The following is a 16,344-nucleotide window of genomic DNA, read 5'->3' as shown; positions in this document are numbered from 1 at the left end:
GATCGACTGAGTTCACGGCGACGGAGGGGGACGGATGCTGGAGGCGGGCACGCAAGAGGGGCTGACTGCCGCCCAGGTCGCCCAGCGCGTCGCCGACGGCCGGGTCAACACGCAGACGCAGCCCAGCTCGCGCTCGGTGGGGGACATCCTGCGCGAGAACATCTTCACGCTGTTCAACGGCATCCTCACCGCCTGCTTCGTGGCCGTCGTGCTCCTGGGAGACCTGCGCGACGGCTTCTTCTTCGGGATCGTCGTCGTCAACGCCCTGATCGGGATCGTTCAGGAGTACCGCGCCAAGCGCGTGCTCGATCGCGCCGCCCTGCTCGCCGCCCCGCACAGCCGGGTGCGGCGTGACGGCGAGGTCGTGACGGTTCCGCTCGAAGATGTGGTGCTCGACGACCTCCTGGTGCTGCGACCCGGCGATCAGGTGCCGGCGGACGCGGTCGTCGTCGAGAGCACCGGGCTGTCGCTCGACGAGTCCATGCTCACCGGCGAGTCCGACCCGATGTTCAAGGACGCGGAGGCCCCGCTGCTGTCCGGTTCGCACGTGGTCACGGGCACCGGGCTCGCGGTGGTGACCGCCGTGGGCGCCGACTCCTACGCCAGCCGCCTGACGAGCGAGATCCGCAAGCACTCGCTGGTGCGGTCGGAGCTGCGGGAGGCGACCAACCGCATCCTGGTCTACCTCTCGTGGATCCTCGGCCCGCTCATCCTCATCACCCTGATCGGCCGCGTGCTGACGTACGGCGGCTTCGAGAACCTCTTCACGGACGACCACTGGCGCCGGGCGCTCGTGGACGCGGTGGCAGCCGTCGTCGGCATGATCCCCGAGGGGCTGGTGCTGCTGACCAGCCTCGCCTTCGGGGTGGCGGCCATCCAGCTGGCGACGCGCAAGGTGCTCGTCCAGGAGCTCGCCGCCGTGGAGGTGCTGGCGCGCGTCGATGTGCTCTGCCTCGACAAGACGGGGACGCTGACGACGGGCGAGCTGTCGCTGCACGGCACCGAGGCGCTCGGCGACGACGTCGACGTCGCGCTCGCCGAGACGGCGCTCGCCGCCTTCGGGTCGGACGAGGCCGGGAACGCGACGTCCGGCATCCTGGGGTCGCGGTTCCGCAGCGACCGGTTCCGGGTGAACCGCCGCATCCCGTTCAGCTCGGCGACGAAGTACAGCGCCCTTGTCATGAGCGTGGACGGCGCGGAGACGTCGTGGGTGTTGGGAGCGCCGGAGCGCGTGCTCGACGGGCACCCGGAGGAGCTGGCCCGGGCGACGGCGCTCGCCGCGACCGGGCTGCGGACGCTCGCGCTGGCCCGGGCGGTGGACCCGCTGCCGAGCGAGCTGCATGTTCCGCTCGCGGGCACCCGTGTCGAGCCCGCCCTGCTGGTGCTGCTCGCGGAGACGCTGCGGCCCGAGGCGCGGGACACCCTCGGCTACTTCCGCGAGCAGGCCGTCCGCGTGGTGGTCATGTCCGGCGACAACCCGGTCACCGTCGCCGCGATCGCGAAGGAGCTGCAACTCGACGGCGACACGATCGACGCGTCCACGCTGACGACCGACGAGGCGCTCGGCGACGCGTTGGAGCGCGCCGCTGTGCTGGGGCGCGTGAGCCCGGACCAGAAGCGCACCGCCGTCCGGCTGCTCCAGGAGCGCGGCCGTACCGTCGCCATGACGGGCGACGGCGTCAACGACGCGATGGCCGTCAAGGACTCCGATCTGGGCATCGCGATGGGCACCGGTACCGCCGCGACCAAGGCGGTCTCCAAGGTGGTCCTGCTCGACGACCGGTTCGACCGCCTGCCGGACGTGCTCTCCTCGGGCCGGCGCGTGATCGCCAACGTCGAGCGCGTATCCAACATCTTCCTGGCGAAGACGACCTACGGCATCCTGCTCGCGCTGCTCAGCGCCGTGCTGCTCTGGCCGTTCCCGTTCCTGCCGCGCCAGCTGACACTCGTGTCCTCCCTCGCCATCGGCATCCCCTCCTTCTTCCTCGCACTCGCGCCGAACAAGCGCATCTACACGCCGGGCGTGCTCGGCCGTGTGCTGCGATACTCGGTGCCGACCGGACTCATCGCAGGCCTGACCGCGGTCGTCGCGTATGCGCCGCTGTACCGCAGCATCCCGCTCCACGAGGCGCGGAGCGTGACCACCGTGGCGCTGTTCTGCGTGTCGCTCTGGATCCTGTGCGTGCTCACACGGCCGCTGACCGGCATCCGCTGGCTCCTCCTCGCGGCGGTCGCCGCGGCCTTCGTGCTGATGTGCGTCATCCCCTTCACCTCGTCGTTCTTCGAGATGCACCTGCAGCTGGATGCGGCCCTCGCCTGGGGCGTCGCGGTGGGCGCCGTGGGCGGGGCCGGCGTCGAGCTGTTCTATCGCTTCGCCAAGCGGCGCTCCCTGGTCTTCGACCGGCTCTGAGCGTGGTAGATTTATCTCGACGTCAAGATACTTTCCGTCAGCCGGGTTTAGGCTTACCTTGCTGGAAAGGCGCTTCGACGGACGACGAAGATGGACGAGGCGTGCGTGAACATCGCCTGCCGACGAAGGAGAGGGCATTGTGACGGCAACCGAGAACTCAGGACACGGCAGCTTCGGTGCGAAGAGGACGCTGACGGTCGGGTCGAGGGATTACACGATCTTCGGGATCGACACCGTCGAGGGCTACGAGCGGCTCCCGTTCAGCCTCAAGGTGCTCCTCGAGAACCTGCTCCGCACGGAGGACGGCGCGAACATCACCGCCGACCACATCCGCGCCCTCGGCGGCTGGGACCCGACCGCTGAGCCGGACACGGAGATCCAGTACACGCCGGCCCGCGTCATCATGCAGGACTTCACCGGCGTCCCCTGCATCGTCGACCTCGCCACCATGCGTGAGGCGGTCTCCGCCCTCGGTGGCGACCCCAAGAAGATCAACCCGCTCGCGCCCGCGGAGATGGTCATCGACCACTCCGTCATCGCCGACCTGTTCGGCCAGCCCGACGCGCTCGAGCGCAACACCGACCTCGAGTACGAGCGCAACGGCGAGCGGTACCAGTTCCTCCGCTGGGGCCAGACCGCGTTCGACGACTTCAAGGTGGTCCCGCCGGGCACCGGCATCGTCCACCAGGTCAACATCGAGTACCTGGCGCGCGTCACCATGACCCGCGAGGTGAACGGCGAGCTGCTCGCCTACCCGGACACCTGCGTCGGCACCGACTCGCACACCACCATGGTGAACGGCCTCGGCGTGCTCGGCTGGGGCGTCGGCGGCATCGAGGCCGAGGCGGCCATGCTCGGCCAGCCCGTCTCCATGCTCATCCCCAAGGTCGTCGGCTTCAAGCTGAGCGGCGCCATCCCCACCGGTGTGACGGCGACGGATGTCGTGCTCACCATCACGCAGATGCTGCGCAAGCACGGCGTGGTCGGCAAGTTCGTCGAGTTCTACGGTGCCGGCGTCGCCGAGGTCCCGCTCGCGAACCGCGCCACCATCGGCAACATGAGCCCCGAGTTCGGCTCGACGGCCGCCATGTTCCCGATCGACGACGTCACCCTCGACTACCTGCGCCTCACCGGCCGCAGCGAGGAGCAGGTGCAGCTCGTCGAGGAGTACTCGAAGGCGCAGAGCCTGTGGCACGACCCGTCGGTCGAGCCGGTCTACAGCGAGTACCTCGAGCTCGATCTCTCCACGGTCGTCCCGTCGATCGCCGGGCCGAAGCGCCCGCAGGACCGCATCGAACTGAGCCGCGCGAAGGACCAGTTCGAGAAGGACCTCGTGGACTACGCGGACGTCTCGCACGACCTGGTCGACCTGACCATCTCGGAGTCGTTCCCGGCCTCCGACCCCGGTGAGCTCCAGCCGGAGGACGCGCGCAGCACGCACCAGCACAGCCACCACAGTCACGCGCCGAAGGTCGTGTCCAACCCGACGCCGGTCACCCTGACCGAGAAGGGCGAGGACTTCGTCCTCGACCACGGAGCGGTCGCCATCGCGGCGATCACGTCGTGCACCAACACGTCCAACCCGTCGGTCATGCTCGCCGCCGGCCTGCTCGCCCGCAACGCGGCGAAGAAGGGCCTCAAGGCCAAGCCGTGGGTGAAGACCACGCTGGCGCCGGGCTCCAAGGTTGTCACCGACTACTACGAGAAGGCGGGCCTGACGAAGGACCTGGAGGCGCTCGGCTTCTACACGGTCGGTTACGGCTGCACCACCTGCATCGGCAACTCGGGCCCGCTGCCCGAGGAGATCTCGCAGGCGGTCAACGACAACGACCTCGCCGTCACCGCGGTGCTCTCGGGCAACCGCAACTTCGAGGGCCGCATCAACCCGGACGTCAAGATGAACTATCTGGCGAGCCCGCCGCTGGTCATCGCGTACGCTCTCGCCGGGTCGATGAACTTCGACTTCGAGGTGGACGCGCTGGGCACCGACGCCGACGGCAACGACGTGTTCCTGAAGGACATCTGGCCCGACGCCGCCGAGGTGCAGCAGACGATCGACTCCTCCATCAACGAGGGGATGTTCGTCCACCAGTACGCGTCGGTCTTCGAGGGCGACGAGCGCTGGAAGTCGCTGCCGACCCCGACGGGTTCGATCTTCGAGTGGGACGAGAAGTCGACCTACGTGCGGAAGCCCCCGTACTTCGAGGGCATGACCCTCGACACGACGCCGGTCACCGACATCGTCGACGCCCGCGTGCTCGCCAAGCTGGGCGACTCGGTCACGACCGACCACATCTCGCCCGCCGGCTCCATCAAGGCGGACAGCCCGGCCGGCCAGTACCTGACCGAGCACGGCATCGACCGCAAGGACTTCAACTCCTACGGCTCGCGCCGCGGCAACCACGAGGTGATGATCCGCGGAACCTTCGCGAACATCCGCCTGCGGAACCAGCTCCTCGACGGCGTCGAGGGCGGATACACCCGCGACTTCACGAAGCCGGACGCCCCGCAGTCGTTCATCTACGACGCGTCGCAGAACTACCAGGCGCAGGGCACCCCGCTCGTCATCCTCGGCGGCAAGGAGTACGGCTCCGGCTCGTCGCGCGACTGGGCGGCCAAGGGCACCAGCCTCCTCGGCGTCCGCGCGGTGATCACCGAGAGCTTCGAGCGCATCCACCGCTCGAACCTCATCGGCATGGGCGTCGTGCCGCTGCAGTTCCCGGCCGGCGAGTCGGCCGACTCGCTGGGCCTCGACGGCACCGAGGTCTTCTCGATCACGGGCCTCGAGCAGCTCAACGAGGGAACCACGCCGAAGACCGTGCACGTGGTGGCCGCACCGAGCGAGCACTCCGCGGAGGGCAAGCAGCCGGTCGAGTTCGACGCGGTCGTCCGCATCGACACCCCCGGTGAGGCGGACTACTACCGCAACGGCGGCATCCTCCAGTACGTGCTGCGGAGCCTGGTGTAAGCACGCCGCTGCTGAGACGGAGGCGTTGACGGCTAGAAGCGGCCGACGACGCCTCCGTTTTCGCTGTCTACCAGTGAGTCGCCTCGGCTATTCCTCCGCTTCCTATGACCGCCTCGAGGGTCGTGATTCGGTGGCGCGGCACGACACACCACGCCGGCTCTCGCATCCGAGTCCCGGCTCGTATGGAAGAGTCGAGACAACGTAGGAAAATCGAGTTTGGGGATTCGACGTGAAGCTAGTACGCCTTGACGTAAAGTCGTTTCGCTCGTTCGTGGAAGGCATCGATGTCTCGCTCGTCACGGGCATGAACTCTTTCGTCGGGCCGAATAATTGCGGGAAGTCCAATCTCGTCCGGGCGCTTAAGTTGGCGCTTGATCCGGCGTACGACTTCGAGGCGTCTCGAGATGTTCCCGGCCAGCTGCTCTATGCCTATCCGCGAACGACGCTCACCTTCAAGGTCGAGGGTCGTTCGAGCTCCGAAAGGACGCTGCTCAAGTATCTCCGGGAGTATGAGGAGAGTGTCGTAGGCGATGGCAAGCCCACCTACGCTGGTGCGAACGAGCTACGCCTGGTCGTCACCTATCGCGGTAACCAGGCAACCGGTCTGGTGAGGCAGGAGTACTTCGCGGCAAAGGGAGTCGGCGATCGGCGCGGCGAGGCGGCGCTCAACGAGCGTGCGCTCAAGCAGTTCCGCAAGCTCGTGAGATTCGTATCTGTTGAGAGCGGCCAGAGCATCGAGATGCTTCTGGTTGGGCAGTTCCGGGAGATCCTTCACTCCGTCTTGCGTGAGGAGTTGGGAACGGCATACGGGGAATCAGAAGAAGCTCGGATCGCGTACGAACAGCATCTTCAAGATGGTCTGCTTGCGCCGATGCGCGAGAAGATCCTGAACCTCAGCCAACGGCTGTTCCCCGAGGTGAAGAGCATCGCCCTTGTCCCGTCAGTGACATCGCTCGAAGAAACCCTGTCTAACATCCGGATTCGGCTCGAGGACTCGGTGATGACCGATCTGGCTTCTAAAGGCACAGGTATCGCCGGCGGCATTCTCATAGCGCTCTTGCGCTACCTCAGCGATGCGAGCAAGCAGTCTCTCGTTTTCGCGCTCGAAGAGCCAGAAGCCTTCCTGCACCCGGCAGCGCAACAAGCCCTACGAGACGATCTCGAGCTACTTGCGGAGCGAGATGATGTGACGCTACTGGTGACGTCTCATTCTCCATACATAGTCTCCCGGTCGTCGAATGCGCAGGTAGTCGCGTTGGAGAAGGGTTTGAATGACGGGATCTCGCGAGTTGTTGGGTCTGCCCTCGGGAACGGCGAGCACGCCAAAGTCATGTCCGGACTCTTCGTCGACACCGTCGTACCCGAACTCCTCGACCGTTATCACTCAGTTCCTCCCGACTGTGCACTGCTCCTCGTGGTGGAAGGTGAGACCGACAAGCAGTTCATCGAGTTGGCGGCGTCAGCCTTGGGCCGCGCTGACGAGTTGAGTTCTGTCACGATCGTGCCCTGCAAAGGCGCGCACTCAGCGGTCGCGCAGGCCATCCTCCTCCGCGCCGAGGCAAAGCAACAGGTGATTGCCCTGTTCGATTCCGATGAGGAAGGCCGCTCCGCACGCGACTTGCTATCTGGACGATTTGGCTTTGCGAAGAAGTCGATCCTGGAGTATCGAACGTTCGTCGGCGGTCACCAAGATGCGGAGAGCGAGTGGATGTTCCCAGCGGCGCTGATGCAGAAGTTCGTCGACGACCAAGGCGAAGAACTGGTGTTGAAGTCCAAGGTGAAGTTCGGCGGAGAGTACCGATACGACTTTACGCCTCGCGGAAAGCAGGACTTTCCGGGGTGGCTGGCGCGGAACGCCAAGCCAAAGCACTACGAGAGGTGGTCAAGTCTGCTCGATGACCTCACTTCTCGCGTCGCGATCCTACAGACATCAGTTGTCGACGATGAGCCCATCGCCGCGAGTGTATGACCAACAGTCGCGAAGCAGAGACGAAGAAGTCGGCTTAGTGATGTTTGCGCTCTGAGCCACCAGGTCCCCTGGCAGCATCGTCGTATACCGGCCGGGATAAGCACGCCGCTGTCAAGGGGAGGCTCGGAACCGCCGGTTCCGAGCCTCTCTTGACGAAGGCGCGCCTAGACTCGAACGCATGGGCATCCTCGAGACCATTCAGGGTCCGCGCGACCTCGATCGGCTGACCGAGCGGGAGCTCGTCCAGCTCGCGGGCGAAGTGCGCGCGTTCCTGGTCGCCAATGTGGCGAAGACCGGCGGCCACCTCGGCCCGAACCTGGGCGTCGTCGAGACGACCATCGCCATCCACCGGGTGTTCGACTCGCCGCGGGATGCCATCGTCTTCGACACCGGCCACCAGTCGTACGTCCACAAGCTGCTCACGGGGCGGCAGGACTTCTCGCAGCTGCGCCAGCGCGGCGGCCTCGCCGGGTACCCGCAGCGCTCCGAGTCGGAGCACGACATCGTCGAGAGCTCCCACGCGTCGTCGTCGCTGTCGTGGGCCGACGGCATCTCCCGGGCGTTCGAGCTGACGGGCCAGCAGGACCGCCACGTGATCGCGGTGGTCGGCGACGGCGCCCTCACCGGCGGCATGACGTGGGAGGCGCTCAACAACATCTCCGACGACAACAACCGCAAGCTGATCATCGTCGTCAACGACAACGGCCGCTCCTACGCGCCGACGATCGGCGGCATGGCGCGCTTCCTCAACACGGTGCGCACCCGCCGCGGCTACCGCAACCTGTACCTCACGTCGCGCAAGGCGTTCGACAAGCTGGGCACCCCAGGGCGGTCCTTCTACCGTGGAGTGCGCGGCGGGCTGCACGGCTTCCTGAGCCGGTTCACGAACAATGAGGCGCTCTACTCGAACCTCGACATCAAGTACATCGGTCCGATCCACGGCCACGACGTGCAGGCGATGGAGGAGGCGCTCGAGCAGGCCAAGAACTACGGCGCGCCCGTCATCGTCCACGCCATCACGCAGAAGGGACGCGGCTACGAGCCGGCCCTGCGCGACGCCGCGGACCAGTTCCACTCCGTCGGGCAGATCGACCCGGAGACTGGTGAGTCGACAGCGGGGTCGAGCAAGGTCGGGTGGACGGACGTGTTCGCCGACGAGATCGTGCGGCTGGCCGAGAAGGACCCGAAGATCGTCGGCATCACCGCCGCCATGCTGCGGCCCACCGGCCTGCACAAGTTCGCGGAGCGTTTCCCCGACCGCGTGCACGACGTCGGCATCGCCGAGCAGCACGCGGCCACCAGCGCGGCCGGCCTCGCCTTCGGCGGGCTGCATCCCGTGGTCGCGATCTACGCCACCTTCATGAACCGCGCGTTCGACCAGGTGCTGATGGATGTGGGGCTCCACAAGGCGGGCGTGACGTTCGTCCTCGACCGGGCCGGGGTGACCGGGCCGGATGGTCCGAGCCACCACGGCATCTGGGACCTCGCCATCCTGCAGGTGGTCCCCCACATCCGGCTCGCCGCGCCGCGCGACGGCACCCGCTTCCGCGAGGAGCTGGGGGAGGCCGTGGCGGTCGACGACGCGCCGACCGTCCTCCGCTTCCCGAAGGGGGCCGTGCAGCCCGACATCGAGGCGGTGCGCCGGCTCGACGACGGAGTGGACGTCCTCCGCGAGGGCGACCGCAAGGATGTGCTGCTCGTGACGGTCGGCCCGATGGCCGACCTCGGGCTCAAGGTCGCCGACCGGCTGGCCGCACAGGGCATCGGCGCCACCGTCGTGGACCCGCGCTGGGTCGTCCCGGTGCCGAAGAGCATCCTGTCGCTGGCGGCCGAGCACCGCATCGTGGTGACGATCGAGGACGGCATCCGCGTCGGCGGCATCGGCACGCGTGTCCGTCAGGATCTCCGCGAGGCCGGCATCGATACGGCGGTGGACGAGCTGGGCCTGCCCGACGCGTTCATCGACCACGCCTCGCGCGAGCAGATCCTCGAGGATGCGGGGCTCACCCCGCAGAAGATCGCGCGCGACCTCGTCGCGCAGGTGCTCGGCAGCCGCGTGCCGATCGCGCGCCCGCTGCCCGACGACGACTCCGCCGCCGACGAGGCCGCTCCCGCCAAGAAGCGCCGCGCCTGACTCATCCCTTCCCGGGATAGATTTGCGCCAAATCTCGGTTATGGCCGCCGCATAACGACGATTTGGCACAAATCTTCCCGGTGGGTGGGGATCGGTTGACTTGGAGTGCGCTCGAAGTTCTACTGTGGCGATATGACCGACACACGGACGGCGATGTCGATCTCCGACGTCGCCGAGCGGACCGGACTCACCACGCACACCCTGCGCTACTACGAGCGCGAAGGGCTGATGCTGACCCCGGTCGGGCGCGCATCCTCCACCCACCGGCGCTACACCGAGGCGGACGTCACCTGGGTGACGTTCCTCACGAAGCTGCGCTCGACGGCCATGCCGATCGCGACGATGCGCCAGTACGTGGTGCTCGCCCGCGACGGCGACGGCACACAGGCGGAACGGCTCGAGCTGCTGCTCCTGCACCGGATGGCCGTCGTGCGGCAACTGGAGGAGATGACGGCGAGCCTGGCGGCCATCGACTACAAGATCGACCTGTACCGGCAGAGCGTCGGCCAGGTCACGGAAGGGAACGACGCATGAAGACGATCGCATTGGGAACCGAGAAGCTGGAGGTCTCGCAGCTGGGGCTGGGCTGCATGGGGATGTCGGCGTTCTACACCGGGGCCGGTGCCGACGAGGCCGGCTCGATCCGCACCATCCACCGGGCCATGGACCTCGGGGTGACGTTCTTCGACACCGCCGAGATGTACGGCCCGTACAAGAACGAGGAGCTGCTCGCGAAGGCGTTCGCCGACGGGCGCCGCGACCGCGTCGTCATCGCCACGAAGTTCGGCACCATCAAGCACCGCCAGAACGACGAGCGCGGGATGGACGGCTCGGCCGAGAACGTGCGGCTGTCGGTCGAAGGCTCGCTGCGCCGGCTGCAGACCGACCACATCGACCTGTACTACCAGCACCGGATGGACCCGGACACGCCCATCGAGGAGACCGTCGGGGCGCTGAAGGAGCTGATCGAGGAGGGGAAGATCCGCCACTACGGGCTGTCGGAGGCGGCACCCGCGACGATCCGCCGCGCCAACGCCGTACACCCGGTCACCGCCATCCAGACCGAGTACTCGCTGTGGACGCGCGACCCGGAGGCCGAGGTGCTGCCGACGGTCCGCGAGCTCGGGATCGGCTTCGTGCCGTACTCGCCGCTCGGCCGCGGCTTCCTCACCGGCACGATCCGGTCGCTCGACCAGCTGTCGGACGACGACTTCCGCCGGTTCAACCCGCGTTTCGAGGGCGACAACCTGGAGGCGAACATCCGGATCGTGGAGCAGGTCGACGAGGTCGCGCGCGAGCTGGGCGCCAAGCCCGGCCAGGTGGCCCTGGCGTGGCTGCTGTCGAAGGGCGACGACATCGCACCGATCCCGGGCACCACGAAGGTGGAGAACCTGGAGCAGAACGTGGCCGCGGCCGACCTGCACCTGACCCCCGAGCAGATCGCCCGCCTGGATGCGGTGGCCGCCCCGCTGGGCGACCGCTACCCCGACATGTCGACGGTCAACCGCTGACCCGTCCCGCTGCGTAACGCAACACGCCGTCCGCCACTTCAGGCGGACGGCGTGCTGCGTCAATGGGGCGGGCGCCTACGCGACGCCCTTGATCGGCGGGTGGTGGAACGTGTCCCCGAAGACCCGCTCTGACGCGCCGACCCGGTCGAGGTACGGCGTGATGCCGCCCATCTGGAACGGGAAGCCCGCGCCGAGGATCATGCAGAGGTCGATGTCCTCCGGCGCCTCGACGACGTGGTCGTCGACCAGCATGCGGTGGATCTCGTCGGCCAGGCCGTCCTCCAGGGTGCGGAGGATCTGCTCCTTCGTCCACGGGTTCTTGCCGCCCGAGACGATCTTCGCTGCGCCCTTGTCGAGGCCCTTCACCTTGCCCTTGGCGTCCTTCTCCAGCAGCGTGCCGTACTCGGCCAGCTTGTGGAGGTTCTCGGAGCGGTAGAACCGGTCCGGGAACGCCGCGTGGTGGGTGTCGAGCACGTGCGCGCCGACCTTCAGCCCGACCAGGTCGAGCAGGGCGGAGGGCGCCATCGGCAGGCCCAGCGGGGCGATGGCCTCGTCGACGACCTCGAACGGCGTCCCGTCGTCGACGGCGTGCATCGCGTCGCCGAGGATCTTGGCCAGTACGCGGTTGACCACGAAGCCGGGCGTGTCCGCCGTGATGACGGCGTTCTTCTTCAGCGCCGCGGCCGTGACCATGGCGGTGGAGAGGGTGGCCTCGTCGGTGTTCGGCGTCTTCACGACCTCGATCAGCGGCATGACCGCGACCGGCGTGAAGAAGTGGAAGCCGACCAGGCGCTCGGGGTGCTTCAGCTTCGCGCCGATCTGCTCGACGGAGAGCGAGGAGGTGTTGGTCGCGATGACCGCCTCGTCGGAGAGGAACGGCTCCACCTCGGCGAAGACGTCCTGCTTCACGGACAGCTCCTCGAACACGGCCTCGATGACCCAGTCGCAGTCGGCGAAGTCGGCCTTGTTCGTGGTGCCGGTGACCAGGGCGCGCAGCCGGTTGGCCTCATCCGGAGAGATGCGGCCCTTCTCCTGGAGTGTGCCGATCTCGTCGTGGATGTATGCAACGCCCTTGTCGACGTGGGCCTGGTCGAGGTCGGTGATGACCACGGGCACCCGCAGGCGGCGGACGAACAGCAGCGCGAACTGGCTGGCCATGTAGCCGGCCCCGATCACACCGATCTTGGTGACCTTCTTGGCGAGCTTGCGGTCGGGCGCGCCGGCGGGCTTCTTGGCCCGCTTCTGCACCAGGTTGAAGGCGTAGATGCTGGCCTGGAACTGGTCGCCGGCGATCAGCTCGGCGAGTGCGTCGTCCTCGAGGGCGAAGCCGGCCTCACGGTCGTTCGACTTCGCGGCCTTGAGCAGGTCGAGCGCCTTGTACGGCGACTTCGGCACGGTGCCGATGCGCGACTCGAGCATCTTGCGGGCGATGCCGATGGCGGCGTCCCACTTGACCATCCGCTCGACTTTGCCCGGCTCGTTCGGCCGCTTCACGACGGTCGCGCCGGTGAGCACGGAGTCGGCCCACTTCAGCGAGTCCTCGAGGAAGTTGGCCGAGTCGAAGATCGCGTCGGCGATCCCCAGGTCGAAGACCTCCTGCGGCTTGAGCATCCGGTTCTGCTTGAGCGGGTTCTCGACCACGACCTTCAGGGCGTTCTCGATGCCGATCAGGTTCGGCAGGATGGTCGCGCCGCCCCAGCCGGGGATCAGCCCGAGGAACACCTCGGGCAGCGCGAACGCGGCCGCGTTGCGGTCGATGGTGCGGTAGTCGGCGTTGAGGCCGATCTCCACGCCGCCGCCCAGCGCCAGGCCGTTCGTGAACACGAACGAGGGGACGCCTAATTTGGCCTGCTTGCCCAGGACGTAGTGGCCCAGCTGGGGGAGCAGCTTCGCCACCTCGACGCTCGGGATCTCGTTCACCCGGCTGAGGTCGGCTCCGGCGGCGAGGATGAACGGCTTGCCGGTGACGGCGACCGCGTCGATCTCACCGCGCTTCGCCCGCTCGGTCAGCTCGTCGAAGGTCTTCCCGAGCTCGAGGAGCGTCGCCGGGCCCATCGTGTTGGGCCGCGTGTGGTCGCGGCCGTTGTCGAGGGTGACCAGCGCGAGGTTCTTGCCGCTCGGCAGGCGAACATCCTTCACGAACGAGTGGGTGACGACCTCGTCGTCGGTGAGGTCGGCGAGGGGGGAGAAGTCGATCTTGCTGTAGTCGGTCACGTGCGTCTCAGCCCTTCCGCGCGGCGCGCTTGTCGTAGTTCGGGTTCTCCCAGATGACGGTGCCGCCCTGGCCGAGGCCCACGCACATCGCGGTGATGCCGTAGCGGACCTCGGGGTGCTCCTCGAACTGGCGGGCCAGCTGGATCATCAGGCGCACGCCGCTCGCGGCGAGCGGGTGCCCGATCGCGATCGCGCCGCCCCACTGGTTGACCCGCGGGTCGTCGTCGGCGATCCCGAAGTGGTCGAGGAACGACAGCACCTGGATGGCGAAGGCCTCGTTGAGCTCGAACAGGCCGATGTCGTCGATGCTGAGGCCCGCCTTGCGGAGCGCCTTCTCGGTCGACGGGACCGGGCCCAGCCCCATGATCTCCGGCTCGACGCCCGCGAAGGCGAAGCTGACCATCCGCATCTTCGGCGTCAGGCCGAGCTCCTTCACGGCGTCGTGCGACGCGAGGAGGGAGGCGGTGGCGCCGTCGGTCAGCGGGGACGAGTTGCCCGCCGTGACCCGGCCGTGGGGACGGAACGGCGTCTTGAGCGTGGCGAGGCCCTCCATCGTGGTCTGCGGGCGCATCCCCTCGTCCTCGGTGGCGAGGCCCCAGCCCGACTCCGAGCGAATGGCGACCGGCACCAGGTCCGGCTGGATCTTGCCGGCCTCGTAGGCAGCGGCGAGCTTGTGCTGGCTGCGCATGGCGAACCGGTCGGAGCGCTCCTTGGTGAGCGCGGGGAAGCGGTCGTGGATGCGCTCGGCGGTCATGCCCATGTTGAGCGCGTCCTCGGCGACCATTTTCTCGGAGAGGAAGCGCGGGTTGGGGTCGGCCCCGAAGCCCATCGGGTGGCGGCCCATGTGCTCGACACCGCCGGCGATGACGAGGTCGTAGGCGCCGAACGCGATGCCCGAGCCGAGGGTGGTGACGCTGGTCATGGCGCCCGCGCACATCCGGTCGATCGCGAATCCGGGGACCGACTTGGGCAGGCCGGCGAGGAGCGCCGCCGTGCGGCCGAGGGTGAGTCCCTGGTCGCCCTGCTGCGTGGTCGCGGCGATCGCCACGTCGTCGATCCGGTCCTTGGGCACCTCGGGGTTCCGCTCCAGCAGCCCGATCATCGCCTTCACGACGAGGTCGTCCGCCCGGGTGTTCCAGTACTGCCCTTTTTCGCCGGCCCGTCCGAACGGAGTACGGACTCCGTCGACGAACACGACATCGTTCCTATCGGCCACAGTGCCTCCCAAATCAAGGTCGGAAACGATCCTAGGTACACCGCTGTGCACGAAAAGAATCGTTTGATCCTTCCTACGAAGCGGGTTCGGACCCCTCGTCGGCGCTTTGGGTACTTTCCACAAACGCCTGGGCGATCACCTGTGAGGTTGCGGCAACCTGCCAGGGGCGGGCGCCGTGCGCGGTGAGGGCCTCGGCGACGGTCTCGGGCGTCACCTCGGCGGGCGGCGTCCAGGCGACACGGCGCAGCGTGTCGGGGGTCAGCAGGTTCTCGAGGGGGATGGCGCGCTCCTCGGACACGGTCGTCAGCGCCGCGCGGGCGGCCTTCAGCCGCGCATCCGCCTCGGGGTTGCGGTCGGACCACGCACGGGGCGGGGGCAGGCTGTCGCCGTTGCCGCGCAGCACCGGGAGGTCGTCCGTCGTGCGTCCCGCTTCGATCGCGGCCCACCAGCGGTCCAGCTCGGAGCGGCTGGCCCGCCCGGTGAACTCGCGCAGCGATGCGAGCGCGCGCTTGCTCTCCGGCATCGCCTTGGCGGCGGCGGTCAGCGACGCGTCCGGCACGAGGCGACCGGGCGCGGTGTCGAGCTCGCGCGCCAGCGCATCCCGGCTCAGCCACAGCTCGCGGGCGACCGCGAGGTTGCGCAGCCCCCGGATCGAGTGGATGCCCGACAGCCGGCGCCAGGGCTCGTGCCGGACCGGTACGAGGTCGCGCACCAGCTCGTCCGCGAACTCTTGGCGGGCGATGTCCATCTTGCCCGCCTCATCCAGCAGCGCGGCGATCGCGTCGCGGAGGTCGGGCAGCAGCTCGACATCGAGGGCGGCGTAGTTCAGCCACGGCTCCGGCAGGGGCCGCGTCGACCAGTCGGCGGCGCTGTGCTCCTTGGCCAGGTGGATGCCGAGCAGCTCCTCGACGACGGTCCCGAGGCCGACGCGCGGCATCCCGAGCAGTCGGGCGGCGAGCTCCGTGTCGAAGACGATCGACGGGTCGAGGCCCACCTCGCGCAGGCAGGTGAGGTCCTGCGTCGCCGCGTGCAGCACCCACTCGTCGTCGTGGATGGCGTCGTTCAGCTCGTCGAACCGGCCGACGGCCGGCGGATCGAACAGGAACGTGCCGGAGCCGCGGCGGAACACCTGGATGAGGTAGGCCCGCTGCGAGTACCGGAAGCCGCTGGCCCGCTCGGCGTCGACGGCGACGGGACCGGTGCCTGCGGCGATGCGCTCGACGGCCCGGAGGTATCCGTCGCGGGAGTCGATGACCGTATGTTCAGCCACGCGGTGTCCTTCTCGGCGAGGTCGCCCGTGTGCTCAGCAGGCTGACCCCCTCGCCGGTCGGGGGCAGCCCGGCGAGCATGCACAGCAGCTCGCCCCAGCCCTCGACATGCGCCGAGACGTCGGACTCCAGCGGGCTCCAGGAGGCGCGCAGCTCGATCTGCGAGCCGTCGCCCTGGGCGGCGAGCTCGCCGAACCCGGTGGAGATGATCTTGGTCGCCGTGCCACTCGCCGCGGTGTAGCGGGCGTGCCGCGCATCCAGCGCATCCACCAGCCACGACCAGGCGACGTCGGCCAGGAACGGGTCGAGCCCGATGTCGGTCTCCAGCGGCGCCTGGGCGAAGCAGACGATGCGGAACGGGCCGCCCCACGCCTCCGGCTCGTCCGGGTCGTAGAGCAGGATGAAGCGTCCGGTGCCCAGGTCGGAGTCGCTGCCATGCCGCGCCGGCCGCACGTCGGCGGCGAGGGCGACGGAGTACGGTGCGAGCTGCGCGGGCGCAGGGATCTCCTCGACGACGAGCTCCGGTCGCGACACTGCGGCACGGATGGACTGCAGCGCCGTGGCGAACTCCGCCGGATGCTGCGGTGGGGATGTCGGTGTCGGCACGCTTCGAACACTAGAAGCCTTTACCGGGTCCTGTCAGTACGGCACGCC

At 68.2% G+C, this 16,344-nt stretch carries 10 protein-coding genes; 6 read left to right on the top strand and 4 right to left on the bottom strand.

Annotated elements, in window-relative coordinates; all coding sequences use genetic code 11:
- Window positions 1–34: 34 nt before the first annotated feature.
- The 6 genes from J2W45_RS05675 (at window position 35) to J2W45_RS05650 (ending at window position 10,992) form a co-directional block, all read left to right on the top strand.
- Entirely contained in the window at window positions 35–2,410 is a 2,376-nt protein-coding gene (locus J2W45_RS05675) for an HAD-IC family P-type ATPase (protein ID WP_310129700.1), read from the top strand.
- A gap of 139 nt (window positions 2,411–2,549) precedes the next feature.
- The gene (gene acnA / locus J2W45_RS05670) at window positions 2,550–5,378 is read left to right on the top strand and encodes an aconitate hydratase AcnA (RefSeq protein WP_310129699.1); all 2,829 of its coding nucleotides are present in this window, start codon (window positions 2,550–2,552) and stop codon (window positions 5,376–5,378) included.
- A gap of 229 nt (window positions 5,379–5,607) precedes the next feature.
- A complete protein-coding gene (locus J2W45_RS05665; RefSeq protein WP_310129697.1) occupies window positions 5,608–7,347 on the top strand; it encodes an ATP-dependent nuclease in 1,740 nt (579 codons plus the stop codon).
- A 178-nt stretch (window positions 7,348–7,525) separates the two neighbouring features.
- Window positions 7,526–9,481: a 1-deoxy-D-xylulose-5-phosphate synthase gene (dxs, locus tag J2W45_RS05660; RefSeq protein WP_310129695.1), complete on the top strand. Its 1,956-nt coding sequence runs from the start codon at window positions 7,526–7,528 to the stop codon at window positions 9,479–9,481.
- Between the two features lie 132 nt (window positions 9,482–9,613).
- Entirely contained in the window at window positions 9,614–10,015 is a 402-nt protein-coding gene (locus tag J2W45_RS05655) for a MerR family transcriptional regulator (protein ID WP_018191282.1), read from the top strand.
- Complete coding sequence (locus tag J2W45_RS05650; RefSeq protein ID WP_310129693.1) at window positions 10,012–10,992, top strand: aldo/keto reductase; 981 nt, start codon at window positions 10,012–10,014, stop codon at window positions 10,990–10,992. Before J2W45_RS05655 ends, J2W45_RS05650 begins: the two co-directional genes overlap by 4 nt.
- Before the next feature lie 75 nt (window positions 10,993–11,067).
- On the opposite strand, the gene J2W45_RS05645 is transcribed toward J2W45_RS05650, so the two are convergent.
- From J2W45_RS05645 to J2W45_RS05630, 4 genes are all read right to left on the bottom strand, one after another.
- Window positions 11,068–13,206: a 3-hydroxyacyl-CoA dehydrogenase NAD-binding domain-containing protein gene (locus J2W45_RS05645; protein WP_310129691.1), complete on the bottom strand. Its 2,139-nt coding sequence runs from the start codon at window positions 13,204–13,206 to the stop codon at window positions 11,068–11,070.
- 7 nt (window positions 13,207–13,213) lie between these two features.
- Window positions 13,214–14,401: a thiolase family protein gene (locus tag J2W45_RS05640; RefSeq protein WP_396427066.1), complete on the bottom strand. Its 1,188-nt coding sequence runs from the start codon at window positions 14,399–14,401 to the stop codon at window positions 13,214–13,216.
- A 94-nt stretch (window positions 14,402–14,495) separates the two neighbouring features.
- Window positions 14,496–15,692, bottom strand: a complete 1,197-nt coding sequence (locus J2W45_RS05635; RefSeq protein WP_310129687.1) for an HRDC domain-containing protein — start codon at window positions 15,690–15,692, stop codon at window positions 14,496–14,498.
- Window positions 15,685–16,296, bottom strand: a complete 612-nt coding sequence (locus J2W45_RS05630; protein ID WP_310129685.1) for a DUF3000 domain-containing protein — start codon at window positions 16,294–16,296, stop codon at window positions 15,685–15,687. Before J2W45_RS05630 ends, J2W45_RS05635 begins: the two co-directional genes overlap by 8 nt.
- Window positions 16,297–16,344: the final 48 nt, after the last annotated feature.

Origin of the sequence: Leifsonia shinshuensis, assembly GCF_031456835.1 — a bacterium.
Classification (GTDB): Bacteria; Actinomycetota; Actinomycetes; order Actinomycetales; family Microbacteriaceae; genus Leifsonia; species Leifsonia shinshuensis_C.
The sequence above is the reverse complement of the archived record's forward strand: the minus strand, read 5'-3'. Positions and strand labels throughout refer to the sequence as shown.